At 68.9% G+C, this 20,725-nt stretch carries 18 protein-coding genes; 4 read left to right on the forward strand and 14 right to left on the reverse strand.

The genetic code is table 11. The features are described from left to right. The first annotated feature begins 184 nt into the window (after positions 1–184). On the forward strand, positions 185–1,147 hold the full coding sequence (gene pip, locus D0C15_RS13895) for a prolyl aminopeptidase (protein ID WP_116045069.1): 963 nt from the start codon (positions 185–187) through the stop codon (positions 1,145–1,147). Here pip and D0C15_RS13900 read toward each other — a convergent pair. The 5 genes from D0C15_RS13900 to D0C15_RS13920 all read right to left on the reverse strand — a co-directional run bounded on the left by D0C15_RS13900 (position 1,144) and on the right by D0C15_RS13920 (position 6,766). Next, entirely contained in the window at positions 1,144–1,953 is an 810-nt protein-coding gene (locus tag D0C15_RS13900; RefSeq protein WP_116045071.1) for an ABC transporter permease, read from the reverse strand. The two genes, pip and D0C15_RS13900, sit on opposite strands and share 4 nt — an antisense overlap. Before the next feature lie 9 nt (positions 1,954–1,962). Further along, entirely contained in the window at positions 1,963–2,754 is a 792-nt protein-coding gene (locus D0C15_RS13905; RefSeq protein ID WP_425455393.1) for an ABC transporter permease, read from the reverse strand. A 204-nt stretch (positions 2,755–2,958) separates the two neighbouring features. Next, a complete protein-coding gene (locus D0C15_RS13910) occupies positions 2,959–4,170 on the reverse strand; it encodes an ABC transporter substrate-binding protein (protein ID WP_116045077.1) in 1,212 nt (403 codons plus the stop codon). 47 nt (positions 4,171–4,217) lie between these two features. Continuing rightward, positions 4,218–5,309 (reverse strand): ABC transporter ATP-binding protein, encoded by a 1,092-nt coding sequence (locus D0C15_RS13915; protein ID WP_116045080.1) that lies wholly within the window; start codon positions 5,307–5,309, stop codon positions 4,218–4,220. 35 nt (positions 5,310–5,344) lie between these two features. Continuing rightward, the gene (locus tag D0C15_RS13920) at positions 5,345–6,766 is read right to left on the reverse strand and encodes a gamma-aminobutyraldehyde dehydrogenase (RefSeq protein ID WP_116045082.1); all 1,422 of its coding nucleotides are present in this window, start codon (positions 6,764–6,766) and stop codon (positions 5,345–5,347) included. A 166-nt stretch (positions 6,767–6,932) separates the two neighbouring features. Between D0C15_RS13920 and D0C15_RS13925 the strand changes: the two genes are divergently transcribed. Continuing rightward, positions 6,933–7,676, forward strand: coding sequence for a FadR/GntR family transcriptional regulator (locus D0C15_RS13925; RefSeq protein ID WP_162830078.1), 744 nt, complete (start codon positions 6,933–6,935; stop codon positions 7,674–7,676). A gap of 43 nt (positions 7,677–7,719) precedes the next feature. Beyond that, the gene (locus D0C15_RS13930) at positions 7,720–8,487 is read left to right on the forward strand and encodes a cache domain-containing protein (protein ID WP_116045084.1); all 768 of its coding nucleotides are present in this window, start codon (positions 7,720–7,722) and stop codon (positions 8,485–8,487) included. Positions 8,488–8,495: 8 nt separating this feature from the next. Here the strand turns inward: D0C15_RS13930 and D0C15_RS13935 are convergent, their stop codons facing one another. The 3 genes from D0C15_RS13935 to D0C15_RS13945 are packed head-to-tail and all read right to left on the reverse strand — an operon-like array spanning position 8,496 to position 11,133. Beyond that, the gene (locus D0C15_RS13935) at positions 8,496–9,284 is read right to left on the reverse strand and encodes a helical backbone metal receptor (protein WP_116045087.1); all 789 of its coding nucleotides are present in this window, start codon (positions 9,282–9,284) and stop codon (positions 8,496–8,498) included. Continuing rightward, positions 9,281–9,718 (reverse strand): DUF4326 domain-containing protein, encoded by a 438-nt coding sequence (locus tag D0C15_RS13940; RefSeq protein WP_116045308.1) that lies wholly within the window; start codon positions 9,716–9,718, stop codon positions 9,281–9,283. The genes D0C15_RS13935 and D0C15_RS13940 overlap by 4 nt, the downstream gene beginning before the upstream one ends. 5 nt (positions 9,719–9,723) lie before the next feature. After that, positions 9,724–11,133: an RNB domain-containing ribonuclease gene (locus tag D0C15_RS13945; protein ID WP_116045310.1), complete on the reverse strand. Its 1,410-nt coding sequence runs from the start codon at positions 11,131–11,133 to the stop codon at positions 9,724–9,726. Positions 11,134–11,344: 211 nt separating this feature from the next. Here D0C15_RS13945 and D0C15_RS13950 point away from each other — a divergent pair, with 211 nt between their 5' ends. Beyond that, on the forward strand, positions 11,345–12,316 hold the full coding sequence (locus tag D0C15_RS13950) for an ATP-binding protein (protein WP_116045090.1): 972 nt from the start codon (positions 11,345–11,347) through the stop codon (positions 12,314–12,316). Between the two features lie 33 nt (positions 12,317–12,349). Here D0C15_RS13950 and D0C15_RS13955 read toward each other — a convergent pair whose 3' ends face one another. From D0C15_RS13955 to D0C15_RS13980, 6 genes are all read right to left on the reverse strand, one after another. Then, positions 12,350–12,547 carry a hypothetical protein gene (locus tag D0C15_RS13955; RefSeq protein ID WP_116045093.1) on the reverse strand — a complete coding sequence of 66 codons (198 nt, stop codon included), beginning with the start codon at positions 12,545–12,547 and terminating at the stop codon, positions 12,350–12,352. Between the two features lie 62 nt (positions 12,548–12,609). Continuing rightward, entirely contained in the window at positions 12,610–13,650 is a 1,041-nt protein-coding gene (locus D0C15_RS13960; protein WP_116045095.1) for a hypothetical protein, read from the reverse strand. Between the two features lie 62 nt (positions 13,651–13,712). Next, positions 13,713–14,720 carry a C40 family peptidase gene (locus D0C15_RS13965; RefSeq protein WP_116045098.1) on the reverse strand — a complete coding sequence of 336 codons (1,008 nt, stop codon included), beginning with the start codon at positions 14,718–14,720 and terminating at the stop codon, positions 13,713–13,715. A 51-nt stretch (positions 14,721–14,771) separates the two neighbouring features. Beyond that, a complete protein-coding gene (locus D0C15_RS13970; protein ID WP_116045100.1) occupies positions 14,772–15,389 on the reverse strand; it encodes a hypothetical protein in 618 nt (205 codons plus the stop codon). Between the two features lie 3 nt (positions 15,390–15,392). Continuing rightward, a complete protein-coding gene (locus D0C15_RS13975; RefSeq protein ID WP_116045102.1) occupies positions 15,393–17,528 on the reverse strand; it encodes a magnesium transporter in 2,136 nt (711 codons plus the stop codon). A 150-nt stretch (positions 17,529–17,678) separates the two neighbouring features. Further along, the gene (locus D0C15_RS13980) at positions 17,679–20,723 is read right to left on the reverse strand and encodes an ATP-binding protein (RefSeq protein ID WP_116045104.1); all 3,045 of its coding nucleotides are present in this window, start codon (positions 20,721–20,723) and stop codon (positions 17,679–17,681) included. Positions 20,724–20,725 lie beyond the last annotated feature (2 nt).

Consider the following 20,725-nt stretch of genomic DNA (forward strand, 5'->3'; position numbering starts at 1 on the left):
AATGCGGCATTCGGGACGTTGGAGTACCCCAATGCCACATTGGGGACGTCCGAGTTCCCCAAAGCCACATTGGGGACGTTGAGGTTCCCCAAAGCCACATTGGGGACGTTGAGGTTCCCCAAAGTGGCATTGGGGAACCCCAGGCCCGCGGACGGCGCGGAACCCGCTCCGGCAGAGTGGCGGCATGGACGACGACCTGTATCCGGCGATCCAGCCACACGAGTGGGGGATGCTCGATGTCGGCGACGGCAACCTCGTGTACTGGGAGGTGAGCGGGAATCCGAACGGCAAGCCGGTGGTGGTCCTGCACGGCGGGCCGGGCAGTGGCAGCGCCCCGCTGACGCGCAGGCACTTCGACCCCACCGTGTATCGCATCGTGCTCTTCGACCAGCGTGGTGCGGGCCGCAGCACGCCGCACGTCAGCACTCCCGGCACCGACCTCTCGCGGAACACCACCTGGCACCTGGTCGCGGACATGGAGTTGCTGCGCGAGCGGCTGCGGATCGAGCGTTGGCAGCTGTTCGGTGGGTCTTGGGGTGCCACCCTTGCCCTCGCCTACGCCGAGACCCATCCCGAGCGCGTCAGTGAGATCGTGCTGCGGGGGATCTTCACCGCGCGGCAGAGCGAGATCGACTGGATCTACAACGGCGGTGCCGCGCACCTGTTCCCGCAGGAGTGGGCGCACTACCTCGCGCCGCTGCCCGACTCCGAGCGCGGTGACCCGGTCGCCGCGTACCGCCGCCTCGTCATCGATCCCGATCCCGCGGTCAGTGAGCCCGCCGCCGTCGCCTGGAGCGCGTGGGAGGGGGCCATCGTGTCCGTGGTTCCGCAGGAACAGTTCCGCAACAGCTACGCGAGGCCGGCCGTCGCCGTGCCGTTCGCCAGGATCGCGCTGCACTACTTCGCCCACGAATCCTGGCTGGAACCCGGCCAGCTCATTCGCGAAGCGGGCAAGCTGGCCGGGATTCCCGGGATACTCGTGCAAGGCCGTTACGACGCGGTCTGCCCGCCGTCCACCGCATACGAGTTGCACCAGGCGTGGCCGGGTTCGGCACTGTCGATCCTGCCCGGAGCCGGACATGCGGTGAACGACCCCGGCGTGCTCGCCGCGTTGCGTGCGGCGACCGACTCCTTCGCCCGCGACTAGAGCCTGCCCCCAGCGGCCGTGTCGCCGCCGGACAGCCGCTGGGCCAGGTACACCGGCACGGTCGAGGCCAGGATCAGCACCGCCGCCACCACGTTCACGATCGGGGCCTGATTGGGCCGGAACAGGTTGTTCAGAATCCAGATCGGCAGTGTCTCCATCCCGGTGCCGAGGGTGAACGTGGTCACGATGATCTCGTCGAACGACAGGGCGAACGCCAGCAGACCGCCGGCGAGCAGCGCCGAACGCAGCATCGGGAACGTGACGAGGCGGAAGGTGGTCAGTCCGTTGGCGCCGAGGTCCATCGACGCCTCCTCCAGGTTGCCGCCCATCCTGCGCAGTCGCGCGACGACGTTGTTGAACACCACGACGATGCAGAACGTGGCGTGCGCGACGATGACGGTGAACATGCCGAGATCCACCCCGAGCACCGTGCGAAACGCGTTGTTCAGCGCGATTCCCGTGACGATTCCCGGCAGCGCGATCGGCAGGATGATCAGCAACGACACCGAGTCGCGGCCGAAGAACCGGTAACGTTGCAGTGCGAACGCGGCCATGGTGCCCAGCACCAGTGCGATGCCGGTGGCGGCGAGCCCGGCTCGCACACTCGTCCACAGTGCACTCAACGCCCCCTCGTTGGTGGCGGCGCGGCTCCACCACTCCAGGGTGAAGCGAGACGGCGGCCAGCCGAACGTGGTGTCGGCGTTGACCGAGTTCAACAGTACGACCAGTAGCGGAAAGTAGATGACGGCCAGCCCGAGCACGAGCGCGCAGAGCAGGGCGGTCCTCGTGGTCCTGGACACGGTCACGGCAGACTCCTAGAGATTGTTCAGTGCTCCGGTGCGGCGCACGGCGGCGAGGTAGACCAGCATGATCACGACCGGCACGGTGGCCACCGTGGCGGCGAACGGCAGGTTGTTGGCGGCCCCGATGTTGTCGAACACCACGTTGCCGAGCATCTGGTTCGTGCCACCGACGATCTTCACCGAGATGTAGTCACCGAGTGAAAGCGAGAAGGTGAAGATCGAACCCGCGACGATCGCCGGAAAGGTCAGCGGTAGCACCACCGAACGGAATGTGCGCCATGGCCGGGCACCCAGGTCTCCGGACGCGTCCACCAAGGAGTTCGGCAGGCGTTCCAGTCCCGCGTAGATCGGCAGGATCATGTACGGCAGCCAGAGGTAGGACAAGGTGAGCACCGTGGCGAGCAGGCCGTAACCCGGACTGTTCAATCCGAACGGTGCGAGCAGCCAGTCGATGACGCCGTTGCCGGAAAGCATGACGCGCCAGGAGTACGCCTTGACCAGATAGCTGGCCCACAACGGGGTCATCACGGCGATCACCAGGATGCGCTGGGCTCGCGGCGAGGCGAACTTCGCCATGTAGAAGGCCATCGGAAAGGCGATCACCGCGCAGATCACGGTGACGAGTGCGGCGATGCCCAGGGTACGGATGGTGATCGTGCGGTAGACCTCGTTGGTGAACAGGGTGACGAAGTTGTCCAGCGTCCACTCGCGCACCACCTGGCCGGTGAAGGTGTTGGTACGCCAGAACGCGGTCACGAACAACGCGGCAAGCGCGCCGAGATATGCGAGGCCGAGCCAGAACATCGGCGCGGAGAGCAGCAGGCCCAGACGTAGCCGGGGCTTGCGGCGCAGGAAGCTCGACGCCGCGTCCAGCGCGGTGGTACGCGGCCGCTCCGGTGGCGCGGGCCGCTCGAGTGTGCTCGTCATCGCGGGGTATCCCTCTGGTTTGTGGAAGGAGCGGTGCGGGGCAGGGCAGTCCCCCGCACCGCTCCCGGTCTTGTTGCCGCCTCAGCCCTTGATCTCGGTCCAGGCGCGGGTCCACTCGCCGTAGTCCTTGCACTTCACGTCGGTCCTGCCGTCGAGGCACTGCTCGATCGGCGTGGTCCAGTACCAGATCTGCGAGGCGTACTCGGCGTCGCCGGCGTGGTAGGCGTCGCAGTGTCCTTTGTCCTCGGTCAGCTCACACGCCTTCGGGTTGGCGGGCGCCTCACCGAAGTACTCGGCCACCTGAGCGTTGGCCTCCGGACTGATGATGTGGTCGAGCCACTTGTAGGCGCAGGTCTTGTTCGGCGACTTGGCGGAAACCATCCACGTGTCCGACCAGCCGGTCGCACCCTCGGACGGCAGCACTGAAGCGACGGGAGCTCCCTCGGACTCGGTCAGGTTCACCGTCACCTGCCACGCGGTGCCGACCACGGCATCGCCGTTCTTCAGCGCCTGACTTTCCTTCAGGTAGTCCGACCAGTACTCACTGACCATCGGGCGCTGCTGCTTGAGCAGGTCGACCGCGGCCTGGAACTGCTTGTCGTCCAAGGCGTACGGGTTCTGGATGCCCAGCTCCGGCTGGTGCTTCATCAGGTACATCGCGGCGTCGGCGATGTAGATCGGCGAGTCGTAGGCCGTGATCTTGCCCTTGTACTCGGAGTCCTTGTCGAACACCACGGACCATGAGTCCGGTGCGGGCTGCACCAGATCCGTGCGGTAGCTGAGCACGTTCGCGCCCCAGCCGTGCGGCACACCGTAGGACTTGCCGTTGACGCTGTTCCACGGCTTGTCCTTGAGGAACGGGTAGACGTCGCCGTAGTTGGTGATCAGTTCGGTGTTCACCGGCTCGACGTCTCCCGCCGCGACGAGCCGCAGCGAAGCGTCCCCCGAGGCGGAGATGACGTCGTACTGCCCGGTCTTCATCAGGTTGACCGCTTCGTCCGACGTGCCGAACGGCTTGACGTTGACCTGACAGCCCGTCGCCTTCTCGAACGGGGTCACCCAGTCCACCGCTGGATCGTTGGACCCGTCCTCGGCGTACCCGGGCCACGCGAGGATGTTCAGCTCACCCTCCGGCTCGCCGAGCTCGGTCATGGCTTCCAGCGCGGGCGGCTGGAAACCCGCACCGGCCTGGGCTGCCTGTGACCCGTCCTCGCTCGCCGTGCCGCACGCGGCGACGGCCGTTCCGGCACACACCAGTCCCGCGAGGAGACGGATGCTTCTTGCGTTCCTCATGTTGATCCTTTCTCCACCTGTGACGACGCCAGTTCTGTGCGCCGGGCTCACTCCGCGACGCGGAAGCTGTGTTCCTGCGGCCACACCAGCCGCACCTGCGTGCCGGAGGGCAGCAGCGGTTCGTCCGCCTCGTTCTGCCGCACCACCGAAAGTTGTCCGCCCACATCGAGCACGACCTCGTAACGCACCGAGGCACCCGCGTACACAACGCCTGAGACAACCCCGGTCGCGCTGGTCTCGCCCGCTCCGGCCGCCGCGGCGACCTCGGTGTCGAGCCGGATCTTCTCCGGCCGGATGCTGAACGTGCCCTCCTCGCCGATCACCGCACGCGCGGCCTGCCCGCCGAGCAGGTTCGACGTGCCGACGAACCCGGCGACGAACGCGCTCGCGGGCCGCTCGTAAACCTCGACGGGGGTGCCGACCTGCTCGATGCGCCCGTTGTCGAACACGGCGATCCGGTCGCTCATGGTCAGTGCCTCGTCCTGATCGTGGGTGACGAAGACGAACGTGACCCCGACCTCTCGCTGGATCTGCTTGAGCTCGATCTGCATCGCCTGGCGCAGTTTCAGGTCGAGCGCGCCGAGCGGTTCGTCGAGCAGCAGCACCTTCGGCCGGTTGACCAAGGCCCTGGCCAGTGCGACGCGCTGGCGCTGTCCGCCGGAGAGCTGGCCCGGCCTGCGTTCGGCGAAGTTCTCGAGCCTTACCGTCCGCAGCGCCTCCCGCGCGCGGTCGGCCCGTTGCGCTCGCGGCACCCGCCGGACGCGCAACCCGTACTCCACATTGGCCTGAACACTCATATGCGGGAACAGGGCGTAATCCTGGAACACCGTGTTGACGTCCCGCTGGAACGGAGCGAGCCTGCTGACGTCACTGCCTCCGAGCTCGACCGTTCCCCCGGACGGCAACTCGAAGCCGGCGATCATGCGCAGCACGGTCGTCTTCCCGGAGCCCGAGGGACCGAGCATCGAGAAGAACTCCCCCTCGGCGATGTCGAGATCCACTCCGTCGACGGCGCACACCTGCCCGAAATCCTTACGCAGTCCGCGAAGCCGGACAGCGGGTCGGTTACCTTCGCCGCGCGCCGCGGTGTTCGCGGTCGTGCTCGGCTGTGGCAGTGCGGGAGCCTGGTTCGGCGACATGGGCGGTTGCCTTTCCGTATTCGCTGTTGCCGCGGTCAGAACGCGCTCATCACGTGCTTGACCCGCGTGTAGTCCTCTAGCCCGTACAGCGAGAGGTCCTTGCCGTAGCCGGACTTCTTGAATCCGCCGTGCGGCATCTCGGCGACGAGCGGGATGTGGGTGTTGATCCAGACGCAGCCGAAGTCCAGATCCCTGGACAGCCGCAGCGCACGGGCGTGGTCGGAGGTCCACACCGAGGACGCGAGCGCGTAGGGAACACCGTTTGCCGCGGTGAGCGCCTCGGCCTCGCTGCCGAACTCCTGGACGGTGATCACCGGGCCGAACACCTCGTGCTGGATGATCTCGTCTTCCTGGCGCAGTCCGTCGACAACCGTCGGCGCGTAGAAGTACCCGCGCTCCCCGACCCGATGTCCGCCACTGTGGACGACCGCCCGGTCCGGCAACCGGTCGATGAAGCCGCTGACCTTCGCCAGGTGCGCCGCGCTGTTCAGCGGGCCGTACGCGACGTCGGGGTCGTCGGGGGCGCCGGTTTTCGTGGCCCGCGCCGCACGAGCCAGCGCCGCGACGAAGTCCGTGCGCACGGACTCGTGGACCAGCACCCGCGTCGCGGCGGTGCAGTCCTGTCCCGCGTTGAAGAAACCGGCCTCGGCGATCGCGGTGGCGGCGGCCTCGATGTCGGCGTCGGCGAAGACCAGTACCGGGGCCTTCCCGCCCAGTTCGAGGTGCACCCGTTTGACATCGGCGGCCGCGGCACCCGCGACCTCTGTGCCAGCGCGCACCGAACCGGTGATCGACACCATCGCCGGGACCGGGTGCTCGACCAGCGCCCTGCCGGTGTCCCGGTCGCCGCAGATCACGTTGAGCACGCCCGGCGGCAGGAACTCCGCGCAGATCTCGGCGAGCAGCAATGTGGACGCGGGCGTGGTGTCGGCGGGCTTCAGCACCACGGTGTTACCCGCCGCGAGCGCTGGGGCGATCTTCCAGACCGCCATCATCAACGGGTAGTTCCACGGAGTCACCTGGGCGCACACCCCGACGGGCTCGCGGCGGATCCACGAGGTGTGTCCCTCCATGTACTCCCCTGCCGAGCGGCCCTCCAGCACGCGCGCGGCTCCGGCGAAGAACCGGAGCTGGTCGAGGAGCATGGGGAACTCCTCGGCAGCGGTGAGCGCGAGTGGCTTGCCCGTATCTGCCGACTCGACCCGGACCAGTTCGTCGGCTCGGTTCTCCAGCGCGTCCGCGATCCGCAGCAGGGCGAGTTGCCTGGCGGCGGGGGTGGTGTCGCGCCACCCGTCGAACGCCTTGGCGGCGGCACGGACGGCGTGATCGACGTCGGCCGCACTGCCGACGGGCGCGAGCAGGTACGGCGAACCGGTGACCGGATCGATGATCTCGGCGACGTCGCCATCTGCCGCGGCGGTGTATTCGCCGCCGACGAAGTGCCTGAGCTGCTGCACGGGGTCGCTCCTCGTTCGGTGGGGCTGGTTGGAATGGCGCAAAACATATAACCTCATAGTTAATATGCCAAGCCTTTCTGGCAAGATTGCTTCTATCGGGGGGCGGACTGGCCCGGTGATGGCGCAGGATGGGCAACGGCATATGGGCACGGAACCGAGGGAACGGATGCGCAGGCGGATCTCCCACAGCGCGCGAACGGCCATGTTCGCGCCTCTCGACCAGACCGGGCGGGCAGAGACGGTCGCCAGACGGCTGGTGGACGCCATCACGCTGGGCCTGCTGGGCGATGCCGAGCAACTACCCAGCGAGACCGAACTGGCGAGCCAGTTCGGGGTGTCCACGGTGACGGTCAGGGAAGCCCTGATGGCACTGCGTCAGCAGGGGCTCGTGGAGACCAGACGCGGACGCAGCGGCGGCAGCTTCGTCCGGGCACCGCAGGATGCAGAGGGTGGCTGGTGGCGGGAACGCCTCCGTGCCGTTACCTTGAGCGACCTGCGCGACGTCGGCGATCAATACGTGGCGATCGCGGGTGCGGCTGCCAGGCTGGCCGCCGAACGCAGCTCGGCAGAGGACGTCGAGCGGCTGTACCTGGCCGCCGACGACCTGCGCACGGCAACGGGAACCGAGGCCTCGCGGGCCGAGCGGCACTTCCATCTCGAAGTGGCGGCGGCAGCGCAGTCACCACGGTTGACCCACCAGGAGGTTCAGTTGCAGGGCGAACTCGGTGCACTGCTCTGGCTGCCTGCCGGTCACGACGGCGCGCAGTCGGCGGCGCTCGACGAGCACAGGGCGATTACCGCTGCCATCGAGAAGGCGGACGGAGACCTCGCCCGCAGGCTCACCGAGGAGCACATACTCGACGCCATCGACCGATTGGCGGAGTTGCATCTAGGCCTGATGGAGTCCTGAGTCCTATGCTGCTGCGACCGCTACGGCAACAAGGTGGTTCCACGTGAAGAACACGCGCACTCTGGTCGGTGACGAGGTCGTCGAGCAGGTTTCCGCACTCACCGAGGGAGTGTTCGACCGTCTCGCGCCTCTGCGCGAGCGGACACTGGCTCTGTTCGGTGCCGCAGGAGAGACGGCCGGTGTCACGGGCGGGGAACTGGCGGTCCTGCGCGACCAGGTCGTCCAGACTCTCGCCGACCGTGACCGCCTCGTGGTCGGCGCCGGTTTCGTCGCGGCCCCGAACGTGCTCACCGACCAGGAGTTCGGCTTCGAGTGGTGGACTCGCGGCGAGGACGGCACGCCGGTCCAGTTGTTCATCAGCCTCGATCCGGCCAGCGAGCACTTCCTCGACTACACCCGCCAGTCCTGGTTCACCGTTCCGCGGGACACCGGGCGCAGGCACATCACCGGGCCCTATGTGGACTACCTGTGCACGGACGAGTACACGATGACCTTCACCGTCCCCGTACCGGCTTCGGCCGGCCTCGCCGGGGTCGTGGGGGCGGACGTGTACGTCCGCGAATGGGAACACCGGCTCCTTCCCCGGCTGCGGAACCTGCCGGGACGGGCGACGCTCGTCAACGCCCAGGGCAGGGTGATCGTGTCCAACACCGTGCGCCGGAGTACCGGTTCACTCGTGCGGGAGATCGACATCCCCGCCTGGTGGAGTTCGGGTGCCGAAGTACTCGACCAGGACGGCACGACTCTGCGGCGGTGCGGCGACTCCCCGATCGCGTTACTCGTGGTGGACACCCCTCGCAATCAGCGCTGAACCGGCCGTCAATCCCGCAGGGCGGCGTCGATCGCGGCACCCAGCTCGCGGTGCGCGTCCACAAGGGAGGGCCCGTACCAGGTCAGGTACCGCCCGGACACCAGTGCGTACCTAGCTCCTGGAAAGAACTGCGGACCGTCATCAGCGGTGAACTCATACGGCTCGTCCGGTAGCACGAGCAGGTCCGCCTCGCCGCTGTCGAAACGAGCGGCCAGCTCGTCCAGCTTCGGCCTCGGGTAGCGGTCCTCGTGGTCGGAGTACAGAGTGGACACCCCAAGCCGGTGCAGCACGTCGCCGGCGAAGGTTTCCCTGCCCAGCACGATCCACGGTTTGCGCCAGACCGGCACCACCGCCCTGGCCCGCTCGGGAACGACCTCGCGCCACTGCTCCTCCGCGGTCACCAACCAGTCCGGTTCGGACACGCCGAGCGCCTGGGTGAGCATCCTGCGCAACGAGCCAAGTGCCGCGGGCACCGTGGGCGCGGCCTCCATCACCCAGACCGGGAACCCGTTGGCGCGTAAACGCTGCACGTCCTCCGGCCGGTTCTCCTCCGAGTTCGCGAGCACCAGGTCCGGACGCAACCCGATGACTTCGTCCACTTTCGGGTACTTCGACCCGCCCACCCGCGTCACGTCCAGCCCAGCGGGGTGCGTGCAGTAGTCCGTGACTCCGGCCAACAGACCGGGTGCGCTCACCTCGACGGCCTCGGTCAGCGAAGGAACCAGCGAGACGACCCGACGGGCGTCTCCCTCAATCGCGACCTCCTCGCCGAGATCGTCGAACAGCACCTGCCTCATCGGTTCTCCGCCCGGTTCTGTGTCGTGTCGTCGATGTGCTCGAGCAGGACGTCGCCATGGCACGGCGCAGGCGCGCACCAGCATCCGAGCGCCCTCGCACTCAGCTCGCCGGAGCGCATCCGCTCGATCAGGTCCGGCCTGCCCTCGAGGTACTCGCGATAGTGCCGCACCATGGCCGCCCTGTCGGTCTTTCCCTCCCGGACGAACGGATTGGCGAAGTCGGACTCCGGCCAAGAGTGCCGGTTTCCGGAGTGACCGATGTAGACGATGAGCCCGGAATCCGCCAACCAGGGCACCAGATCGCGATGCGGCCCCGACTTGCGCACGTTCACAAGCGCGGAGCGGCCCGCGAGGACCGACTCGGCGATCTCCCGTTCCTGCGAACTCCATCGTTTCGCCGACTCGGGCAGGCTGGGCTGTGCTTGCTTCGGCATCGCGGTCACGCCCGCTCGAAGGCGATCTTGCGCTGCTCCGGATCCACCGCCGTCAGCCGGACGGTGATCCGCTCCCCCTCCGGCAGATCCACCCCCGTGCACTTGCCGATGACCGGCGGGTCCTCGATCAGGATCTCCGCCCGGTTCGCCTCCGCCCGCAACACCACCGCACTGAAGGTGCCACCGACATGCTCGGCGAGGATCCACGCCTCGACCTGTTCGAGACAGGCCTTCTCGACCCGCGCCGCCAGTGCGTCCGACGTACTCATCAGGCCTGGCAGGTCGGGCAACGCGGCGCGCACCCACTCCGGCACCTCCCGGCCCGCGGTCACGGCAAGGCAGACCTCGGTGGCGAAGCGATCCACCAGTCTGCGGATCGGCGCCGTCACATGTGCGTAGGGGCCGCCGATCCCCGCGTGGGTGGCCAATTCGGGCGCAGTGGCGTCGAAGGCCGTATAGCCAGCACCGCGTAGCAACCGCGTGGTGTCGGCGTAGAGGGCGAGCGACTCCGGCCTGCCCGCGTCGAGTCCGGCCAGCAGTTCGGACACGCTGAGCTCGCCGGGCCAGTCGATACCGAGCGCGGCGGCGGAGCGGCGCAGCCAGTCGACGGCTTCGGGTTCCGGATCGGGCAGCGTGCGCAGGACGCCGACCCCGGCCTCGATCATGATCGAGGCCGCCGTCATGCCGGTGAGCAGCGAGATCTCCGCGTTCCACGCCTCGACATCGTGCCGGGGCCGTTGTGTGAGGACCCACCCGCCGTCGGTGTCGGAGCCGATCTCCTGCTCCGGCAGCTGCAGTTCCACCGCGCCCCTGCGCACCGCGAGTTCGCGCCTGAGCCTGCCGAGTTCGGGCAGCGCCGCCACCGCGGGATGCGGCCTGCCCTCGGCCAGTGCGGCCTGCACGGTCTCGTAGTCGAACTGCTCCGTCGAGCGGACCAGCGCGCGGCGTACTCGGGCGTCAACCGGCTCACCGCCACTGTCGGTGTCGATCGACCACAGCACCGCGGGCCGGACCTGGCCGGGCAGCAGACTCGCGGCTCCTTCGGAGATCTCGGGCGGGTGCATGGGCACGCTGCCGTCCGGCAGATACAGGGTCTGCCCGCGCCTGCGGGCCTCCTGGTCGATGGCGCCTCCCGGCGGCAGGAAGGCCGCGAGGTCGGCGATCGCGTAGTGGACCCGGAACCCGCCTGATCGCAATCGCTCGATCAGGAGTGCCTGATCGAGATCCTTGGATCCGGGTGGATCGATGGTCACCAACGGCAGATCGGTGGCGTCCTCGCGGTCACCGTCGACGTCCACCGGGTCGCCCGCGACCTGCTCGGCCTCGGCCAGCACCTCGGCGGGGAAGGATTCGGGCAGGTCGAACTCCGTGCGCAGGGCCGCGAAGTCACCGCCGGCATCGTGGGCACGGATCACGAGAGAAGCCACACACCAACCCTAACCCGGTGTCCATCTCCTAAGCCGGGTTTTTCACCGCCGACGTGCGGTCCTTGCCCGGACCTCACCTGCGGCCGGCAGTCACGGCCAGGCCCAGTATCGCCCGATCGAGAGTGGGCCGAACGGTGTACCTTGCCCCCATCGGCAATGAAAACCACTTCCACTTTCGGCTGAATATTGGAGTCCTCGCGTGAAGACTGCCTTCGTCGGGAAGGGCGGCAGCGGGAAAACCACCCTGGCCTCGCTCTTCACGGCCTACCTATCCGCGTCGCAACACCCCGTTCTGGCCATCGACGCCGACATCAACCAGCACCTCGCCGTCGCACTGGGCGCCTCCGAGGAGGAGGCGGCAGCCCTGCCGACCCTCGGCGACCATCTGCCGCTGATCAAGGAACACCTGCGAGGTGACAACCCGTTGATCCCGAGCGCCGAGGCGATGATCAAGACCACCCCGCCGGGGCGCGGATCGCGGCTGCTGGGGCCGATGGAGGACAGCCCCATCTCCGATGCGTGCTTCCGGGAGGTCGGCGGTGCCCGCCTCGCGGTCACCGGCAAGTTCGCCGACGACGAGCTCGGTGTCGCGTGTTACCACTCCAAGGTGGGGGCCGCGGAACTGCTGCTGAACCACCTGCTCGACGACGCGGGCGAGTACGTGATCATGGATATGACCGCGGGCGCGGACGCCTTCGCCTCGGGCCTGTTCACCCGGTTCGACATCACCTTCCTGGTCTGCGAACCAACCGTGCGCAGTCTCGGCGTGTACCGGCAGTACGCCGAGTACGCCCGGGATTTCGGCGTCCGGCTCGCGGTGATCGGCAACAAGGTCACCGAGGATGACGACATCGACTTCCTGCGCGAACACGTGGGGGCGAACCTGCTGGGCTGGATCACCAGTTCGGGGCACGTGCGGGCAGCCGAACGAGGCAGGCCGCGACCGATCAGTGAACTCGAGCCACACAACCTGGACGTGCTGGCGGCGATGCTCTCCCTGGTCGACGAGAGCACCAGGGATTGGCAGCGTTACCAGGACCAGGCGGTGGAGTTCCACCTGCGCAACGCGCGGGCCTGGGGCAACGACCGTGCGGGTGCGGACCTCGCGGCGCAGGTCGACCCCGGTTTCGTCCCCGGTCCGCGGCTGCTGGCCGGTGCCCGCGAGGGCTGACCAGAACAGGCAGGCGTCAGCGGTAACCGGGGCTCAGCCCCACTCGGCATCCTCGGCGTCGGCCTTCCTGGTCCGCTCCCTGGCGATCTCCAGCGCGCGACGCGCGCTCGCCTCGTCGGGATACGGGCCGAGCAGATCGATCGCGCGGGACCGTTCGAGATGCTCCACCTCGCCGGTTCGCGTGTTGTAGTACCACCCGGTGTCCGGATTCGGATCGCTTCCTCGTGCCATGCCACGAGCCTCGCACCGATGCGCCGCCGGGGCCAGCCTGCGCCACACCAGTGGTGGCTCTTTCAGTGGCGGTAGCGGTAGGGAATCTCGGTGGGGTCCCCGGTAGGACCGAACTGGCCGCCTTCTGTCTCCGGCGCCTCGGCGGTACCCGCGGATTCGGACAGCTCGTCGAACCAGCCCCTGGCGCCCGCCGCGTCCGTGGAGGGCCGCGCCACGCCGCGCGGCGGAGTCTCCGGCTCCTGCCGTTCGGGCTGGAACGGCGGAGCGGGTGGCGAGGCAGGGGGCGACGCCTGCGGCCGTTGCTGTGGCTCGCGTGTTTGCCGCGACTCTCCTGGTTGCTGCGGCTGCGGCGGGCGCTGCCGCGATGGTTGCGGTGTTTCAGGCGCCGCGGGTGGCTGTGGCGGTTGGGCAGCCTGCTTGCTCTCGGTGGTGTGCCAGACCGGCTGCGGGCCGATGTTCATCGGCGCGGGCGTACGGGGTTGCGGTGGCGGCTGCTGTGGTGGTGGCTGCTGTGGCGGTGGCGGCGACTGCCACGACTGCTGTGGTTGCGGCTGCGCCGGAAGGGGGCCCGACGGCGGTCCCGGGTCCGGTGGCCCTGCCGGAGCGCCCTGACTGGGCTGCCTGCGGGCGACGGGCGGCACGATGGGGTCCAGGCAGGACACCAGCACCGTGGTGTTGTCCGGGTCCTCGACCTTGCGCCCGCTGCGTTCGCGGTACACCATCTCGCCGCCGACGTCGATCTCCACCAGGTAGCCGGCCTCAGCGAGCTGTTCCTCGTCGAGGTCGATGAGTCGCTCATAGCGTGAGGGCACGACTCGGTAGACGGGCCAGCTCAGCCTGCCGTGTTGCTCGTGGAACTGCGCCAGCAGGTGCACGAGCTGCTGCTGCCACGGCAACGACATGCCCTCGGCCAGCGAGCGCGGGAGCACGACGTAACCGGCGTCCACCCCGGGCCAGCCGTGGGCGAGGTAGTCCGCGAGAGGTGTGCTGGACGCGGGCGGCCCCGAGGGCCGGGGCAGCTGAGGGGGACCGAACATGTTCCGCGGGTCCTCCGGGAGCTGCTGGCCCCGTGGCTTGCCCCGCTTACCGAACTTCTTCGCCATAGTCCCTTCCAGTGCTTGTCCCAGAACACCGCCGCTTCCGGCCCGGTTCTGCGAACACGCTCTCAGACGCCGGGCCTGATGGCCTGCGCGACGAGCTCGGCCTCATCCCAGGAGACCGACCTGGTGTGCACCGGCACACCAGATTGCTGCGCTTCCACTATCTTCCCGTCGCCCAGATACATCGCAACATGGTGAATAGTCTTCGGGTTCGACTCGTCGTAGGCCCAGAACAGCAGGTCTCCCGGCTGCGCCTCCTCGACCGGCAACATCGCCCCCGCGTTGTACTGGTCCTGGGACACCCGAGGCAGCATGATGCCCGCTGCCTCGTAGGCGCGCAGCATGAGTCCGGAGCAGTCGTAGGAGTTGGGGCCGGTGGCACCCCACACATACGGCTTGCCCTGCTCCCGCAGGGCGAACTGGATCGCCGCGGCCGCCGCCTCGTTCGGCGGAAGCACCGCGCCCGCGCTCTCGCCGCATCCCGCGGCGTCGGTGACCTGCCCCAGGTTCTCCACCAGGTGGACGGCCATGGCCTCCCACTTGTGATAGCGGTCGGGGAAGGCGGACCGTTCCACCGCCTGCGCGGCCGCCCCGGGACGCAGGCTCTCCCAGTCCGGAATGGCCTCGAGCACGTCGTAGAACTTGTTGACCTGGTACGGCGGGTTCGTCACCTGTGCGGGTGTGCCCCAGCCCATGGAAGGTCGCATCTGGAAGATGCCGAGGGAATCCCGGTCACCGTAGTTCAGGTTGCGCAGACCGGACTCGGTCATACCCGCCTGGATGGCGACCTGCCATGCCCTCGGCGACATGTTCCGCTGCTTGCCGATGGAGATGATCAGCGCGACGATCGCGAGTTGCTCCTGTTCGAGATTGGCCGCGTCCACCTCACCATTGCCCTGCCCCGGCTGCGAAGGACCGACCGCGGCCTCACAACTGAGGTTGGTCACCCCCTGCGCGTCCAGCTGAGCCTCCAGCTGGGCCTGGTCGCCCACCACCTTGGCCACCGTGCCCGTGGCCAGCAGCGTCGCGAACATCGCGGCGACGATCACCCCGACCAGAATCCCGATGCGCATCGCCTACCCCACCCCCTGGTGGAGAGCCCGCAAACACCTGCCGGTCACGACCTAACCCGCCTCGTCGTAGTGCGCGACCCGCCACCCGGCGTTGGTCCGCACGACGGTCAGGCTGAGTGTGGGCCCGTCGGTCGGCACCTCAGCCTCGACCGAACTGGTGAACGCGGTGGCAGCCGTTGCCTCGCCGGCCACCTTCGTGGCCGGAATGTTGGCGAGGTCCACCGAAGACATCACCGGGAGGTACTCCTCGGTGGTGTAAGGCCGCAGGCCGTCCAACCACTGCTCGATGGTCATACCTTCGGGGTGGTTAACCCACGCCGTGGCCCACTCTTCCGCGACGCGCAACGCCGCCGGGTCAGGGTCGTCCGGGGTCGGAGTCTGCCTCGGCTCGGTCAGCCGCGTCGGCAGCGGCCCCGTGCTGTCCGAATCCGATTCGTCCGAGCCCGAACCGGTGGTCCGATCGCCCGCGTCCCGTGAGGTCTCGCCGGTCGCGGCGTTCGGACCGGAGCCACCCGCACCTCCGGGTAGCTGGGGCACCACGATGCCGAGCGTCACCACGACGGCGACCAGTACGACGAGGGTGCCAACGAGGTGGGCGGGCGAGCGCAACGGCCAGCCCCACAGCTTGCGATAGACCGCGGCCCTGCCGCGGTTGGTCCGGATCGGCATCGGCTACCCCCGCACCACGCGGTCGGTATCCCTGAAGTCCTCCCGGACCTCCAGACCCCGGGACGGCCGGTACAGCACGAACACCGGCTTGCCCGCGACCACCTCGGGGTCCACCCGCCGTGGCCCGGTCCTCGGTGGCGGGACATCCGGGGTGTACGCGGGTTGTGCCGCCGAGCGCTGGTATCCGCCGGTCTCGGCTCCCACCGAGGACATCCGGGAGGGCACCACGACGGGATCGGGGTCATCGCCACGGTCCCAGCGGCGATCGGACACCGGCGCGGTGTCCACCCGCCTGCTCGAAGCCGCCGTGAAACCCGCACCTTGGCCCACCGAGCCGGCGGGCACGTAGTCCCCCGGCGCACGGGACACCGGCTGGAAGGTCGGGTGTCCGGCGGGCCCGCCGGCCGCGGGCAGCCCGGGGCGTCCGCCCGAGCCGGCCACCGCGCCACCCGGCCACGCACCCGACCAGGCAGCCGCGGGCCGCTGCGTCCCGGCCGCGCCGTCCATCCGCTGCGAACTCGCGAACACCGTGCTCGCCTCCGGGCGGGCCCGCCTGCCGCCGACCGTCGCCCCGAGCGGACCGCGCTTCTCGGCGTTGCCTGCCACGTCATCGGTGTCGCGGACGTTCTGCCAGAACTCGTCCTGCGGGGTGGGCCCCTCCTGCTGTTTACGGAAGCGGGAGAGCAGCCCGCTCCTCGGCGACGGCACGGCCGAACCGACCATGCCGACGGACATCTCCACCATCTGCCAGAGCCGCCTGCCGGGCCTGCCGACGAGGAACAGCAGGATCGTCACCAGTCCGGCCATCACCATCTGGGTGAGCATCGACAGCGCACTGCCCGCGTCGAAGATCGCCTGCAGCAGCAGCGCGTGCACGCCGGCGAGCACCGAGAGCACCACCAGGTTGAAGGCGACCGCGCCGGCCACCTTTGCCACCCTGCGCAGGATGTCGTGGTGCAGCAGGGCGACCAGCCCGATCAGCGGCGCCGTGAGGGTGAACAGGCGTACCAGCACCTGCGCCAGCAACACCGCGGCCTTGGCGAAGAGCTGGAACAGCGAGTACACCAGGCTCTGCAGGAAGGCCAGCAGCCCGGAACCGGTGCGGCTGCCGTCCTCTCCGGTGAAGTAGCCGGTGGCCGGGCCGAGCTGCGTGGAGATCTCCTTGAACTCGGCCTTCTTACCGTCGACGACCGCCTGGTCCGCATCCGCGCCGTCGCGCACCTCGGCCCAGGTGAAGGCTTGCGCGTCCAGCAGGGGCCTGCCGAACTGCTCGGCCTGTGGCGCGTCAGGGGAGCCGAACTCGCCGCGCAACCAGTTCTTGTAGACGACCTCGTTGTGCAGGTTGGTCGGAAGTACGTGCCGGATCACCCGGTTGTCCGACTCGTCCACGAACCCGGCCTGGATATTGGTCGTGGTCTGCACGATCGCGGAGTCGATCTCGTCGTAGAACCGCAGCATCGCGAACGACGAAGCGGCCAGCCACACCCCGGCCAGCGCGTACAGCGCCCGTTTACTGACCGCGGACAGGTCTCCGCGCCAGATGTTGCGGAACATCAGGATCGCCAGCAGCAGCGCGGCCAGCCCGAACAGCTGGCCGTAGATGTTGTTGTAGACCTTTTCCGCACCGGAGCGCACGGCGTCGTAGAGCGGGGTGAGCAACCCGCCCTCCATCACCGTGTAGTGCAGCGAGTTGGTCGCCCCGACGATGTTCTTGCCGAGGTTGAACAGCTGGTTGCCCGCCCAGGTGTCGATCGTCGAGTTCGGATCGGTAATGCCCGACAACGGCCCGCAGTCGGTCTCGAACACGTGCCATACGGCACCGGCGTAGCTGTAGTCGAAGTAGGCACTGCCCGCCTCGCCCTGACTGTGGGCCGGGTCCAGCGCGCCGACCATCCCCGACCCCGGCCGCTCGGGATTGGGTGCCTCGCCACAGGCCGCGGCAGCGGCCGGTGGCCCGAGGAACAACGCCTGCAGCCCGAGGATCGCCACCACCAGCAGCAGCGCGGATCGCCGCTGCGTGGCCGCACTGCCCCTGCCCAGCCCGCCCAGAATCGGCTCACCAAGACGCCGGCGTCGCCGAACCAGCTGCCAGGCTCGTGCGGCGAGCAACAGCGACAGCACCGTCAGTATCGTGATCACGGCATATCACCGCGTCCCTCACCGCAGACCTCTCCCGCGCCACCCCTTGCAGGTTTGCTCATGCTGTGTCACCCGGCCTCGCTCCGCTCCGCGTGCAGGGCATTCGCCCCTCACCGCAGAGCTCTCCCGCGCCACCCCTTGCAGGTTTGCTCATGCCGCGTCCCGGCCCGTACCGTTTTTTCCCGCTCCCGCGTGTTGCTGCTCGCGCCCGTTCGGTGAGTGCTGCTCCGGACGCTCCGATGGCCGATCCTCCTGCTGCGCGCCCGGCGTGTTGAGAACCTGGTCCTCGGTGAGGCCGACCTCCAGTTCGGCTGCCCGCTCGAGGTCCTCCTCGAGTTCGTTTTCCATGCCACCGGCGAAGTCCTCCTCCGGCGGCGTGGCAACGTGCGGCCGCTGCCCTTCCTCGGCGGCGTCCGATCCGGGGACGCGCCCGCCATCGGCCGTACGTGCGTCCTTCGACCCCGGCGTGGTGTCCATCGCGGCCCGTAGGTGCTCCAGGTGCGGGCCGGAGAAGTCCACCCGGATGCGCTCCACGCCACCGGCACCGTCACCGAAGATGAACTGCCGCGGCTCGCGGTCCCGCTCGAGACCACCGCGCTGGGCACCAGGTCGCCTGCCCAGCGCCGCGACCACCTGCTCGTAACCGACCCCGACGGGCACCTTGAGCAGGCGCAGCGCGTCCGCCTGCGCCTCGTCGTCGTCGAGCCTGCCGACGAACACCGAGTCGAGCAGCGCCACGAAGCCCTGGATCTTCAGGAAGTCGGCCGGAATCTGCGAGGACAGCAGCACCCGGACGTTCCACTTACGGGAGTCACGGGCGAACCGGTTCATCAGCACCCGGCCGGTCGGCACCTCCGACAGGAAGAACGCCTCGTCGATCCAGACGCCCTTGCGCAGGTCCTTGGGCTTCTCGTACACCGAGCGCTGGGTGAGCCAGGCCGCCAGGTTGAGCATCTCGACGCCCAGCGCCTCCGCGTCGGTCCAGTGCTCCCTGCCCACATTGTCCTTCGGCAGGGTGAGCCCGGCCATGGTCAGCACGGTCAGCCGGTCGTCGCGGGTCTCGGAGTACGGGTCGGCGCCGGACTCCGGGATGAGCAACGACATGCGTTCGCGCATCTCGTCGAGGAAGTCGGCCACGACCACGGCGTGCTCGTGATGTTCGCTGGAATCCCTGCGCAGGGCGTCGATGACCTGCCCTGGATCGGCATCGAAACGGCCGCCGACCGCACGGACCGCGCGCAGCAGCACGATCCGGGTCTGCGCCATACGAGACACCTCATAGGGCAGCACACCGGCGAGCACGTCGAGCACGAGCCGGCGCCGGGTGGCCCCGGCCAATGCCCGCTCACGCCGCCAGGCCCGCTCCGGGTCCTCCTCGTCGAGGAAGTGGTCCAGCCGCGGCTCGGCCACCACCCGATACGGGTTGAGGATGCCGGGCTGGGCGTTGAGCAGGTTGATCGGCCGGGCATAAGGCCGGATCTCCGGCAGATCGCACAGCCGGGACAGCGGCCCCGAAGGGTCCAGGATCGTCCAGTGGGCCCCGGACCGCAGCGTCTTGTAGACGATGCCACCGCCGAGGAAGGACTTGCCGCCACCGAGGCCGGCCACCATGGCCGTCAGACCGGAGCCGTCCCGGATCTCCTGCGCCATCCACGGGTCCCAGGCCACCGGCCTGCGGGTCGCGGTGCAGGTCTCGCCGAGCAGGATGCCCCGGCGGTCACCGACCTCCGCCGTGGCCGTCGGCACGGACGACGCGGCCCAGACGACGGAACCGCGGCGCATGTAGGCGGCCGAGGCCAGCGGTTCGCCGGGGATGAACTCCCTGGCCATCGCGTACTGCGCCTCGGGGTGCTCGATCGCGATCTTCGGCTTGTACAGGTCGAGCAGCTGCTGGGCGAGGCGCAGTGCGTCCCGCTCGGTGGGGCCGGACACCGCCAGCCGCCACCAGGACCGCACCCTGGTGGCCAGCGCGGTGAAGCCCGACGTCATCTCGTCGTCGATCTCCAGCACGCGGGATGCCTGCCTGGCCAGCGACTGCGGTGGTTCCAGCTCGTGCTCGTCGGTGTAGTGCTTGACCTGCGAGCGCACCTTGTTCATCTGGCGCTGCAGCTCGCCCGCTACCTCCTCGGGCCTGCGCACGTAGATCCGCGCGGACCACTCGACCGCACCGGCGAGCCGGTCGGCGTGCTGCACCCAGGGGTCGTCGACCTCCGGGATCTGCAGACCGTGCATCTGGCCGACGGTGAGCACCGCGACGTGCCGGGACACACCCGCGTTGGATCCCGTTCGCCCGCGCACGGTCACCGTCGGCGCGTACGGCTCGGAGTGGAAGTCGGCGGCGTCGGTGAAACTGGCCAGGTCCTCCGGTTCCCAAGCGGCGCCGGGCACGGCGGGCAGATTGCGCGGGGCGGGCAGGCCCAGCGAGCAGGACCGGTGCATCAGCCAGGACATCTCCTCGGCGTGCGCGGGCCTGCCCTCCAGACCGGCTGAGCCGATCACCTGGTCGAGGTGCTCGACCTCGGAGTCGAGTGCGGTCAGCTCGGCGTCCACGGCCTCGGGCAGGATCTTGCGCAGCAGCGGTGCGGCGCGCTCGACCGCGCGGTCCATCACGCCCCGCGTCTGCACCTGGACGCCGATGTAGACCTCCTTCTCCGCCATCGACCGGCCCATCAGCTGCTGCTGCTCGCCGATCAGGTACTCGTCGAAGGAGAGGGCGCCGGGGCTGTCCGGCGGGCGGCCGACGGCGTTGTAGACGTGGGACTCGGCCCACATCCGGATCGGGTACGGCCGGTTGGTCACGCGCAGGTGCAGCCAGCGGCCCTGCAACTCCGCGTACTGCCCCGCGATGGCCGCGATGAGGTCACGGCGCTGGGAGTCCGAACGGAACGACCAGCGCTGCGGCGCGAGCCGGTACCAGGCGTAGACCTCATGCCCGGTGCGCAGCAAGTGGCCGTCGATGCTCCTCGCCGCGATCGAGGGGGTGTAGGTCGGGACCGACTGCTCGCCGGGCAGGCGCCTGCCCTTCTTACCCGAGTTGGCCTTCTTCGCCTGTGCTGACCTGGACTGCGCGGCCCTCTGCGCAGCCTTCGACTGTGCCGGCACCGGGCGCTGCTGAGGCTGCTGAGGCTGCCAGGAACTGGCGGCCAGGGGCAGGTCCTGCTCCCGCTTCTGCCGGCTTTCGCCGCGACCGAACAACG

Source organism: Amycolatopsis palatopharyngis, from assembly GCF_003385185.1.
In the GTDB taxonomy this organism is placed as follows: Bacteria; Actinomycetota; Actinomycetes; order Mycobacteriales; family Pseudonocardiaceae; genus Amycolatopsis; species Amycolatopsis palatopharyngis.

Coding starts and splice junctions, on each gene's coding strand:
- D0C15_RS13915 (WP_116045080.1), bottom strand. CDS start 5,309: ATGTCGCCGAACCAGGCTCCCGCACTGCCACAGCCGAGCACGACCGCG.
- D0C15_RS13940 (WP_116045308.1), bottom strand. CDS start 9,718: ATGCCGAAGCAAGCACAGCCCAGCCTGCCCGAGTCGGCGAAACGATGG.
- D0C15_RS13960 (WP_116045095.1), bottom strand. CDS start 13,650: ATGGCGAAGAAGTTCGGTAAGCGGGGCAAGCCACGGGGCCAGCAGCTC.
- D0C15_RS13910 (WP_116045077.1), bottom strand. CDS start 4,170: ATGAGGAACGCAAGAAGCATCCGTCTCCTCGCGGGACTGGTGTGTGCC.
- D0C15_RS13905 (WP_425455393.1), bottom strand. CDS start 2,754: ATGTTCTGGCTCGGCCTCGCATATCTCGGCGCGCTTGCCGCGTTGTTC.
- D0C15_RS13965 (WP_116045098.1), bottom strand. CDS start 14,720: ATGCGCATCGGGATTCTGGTCGGGGTGATCGTCGCCGCGATGTTCGCG.
- D0C15_RS13970 (WP_116045100.1), bottom strand. CDS start 15,389: ATGCCGATCCGGACCAACCGCGGCAGGGCCGCGGTCTATCGCAAGCTG.
- D0C15_RS13925 (WP_162830078.1), top strand. CDS start 6,933: ATGCGCAGGCGGATCTCCCACAGCGCGCGAACGGCCATGTTCGCGCCT.
- pip (WP_116045069.1), top strand. CDS start 185: ATGGACGACGACCTGTATCCGGCGATCCAGCCACACGAGTGGGGGATG.
- D0C15_RS13935 (WP_116045087.1), bottom strand. CDS start 9,284: ATGAGGCAGGTGCTGTTCGACGATCTCGGCGAGGAGGTCGCGATTGAG.
- D0C15_RS13955 (WP_116045093.1), bottom strand. CDS start 12,547: ATGGCACGAGGAAGCGATCCGAATCCGGACACCGGGTGGTACTACAAC.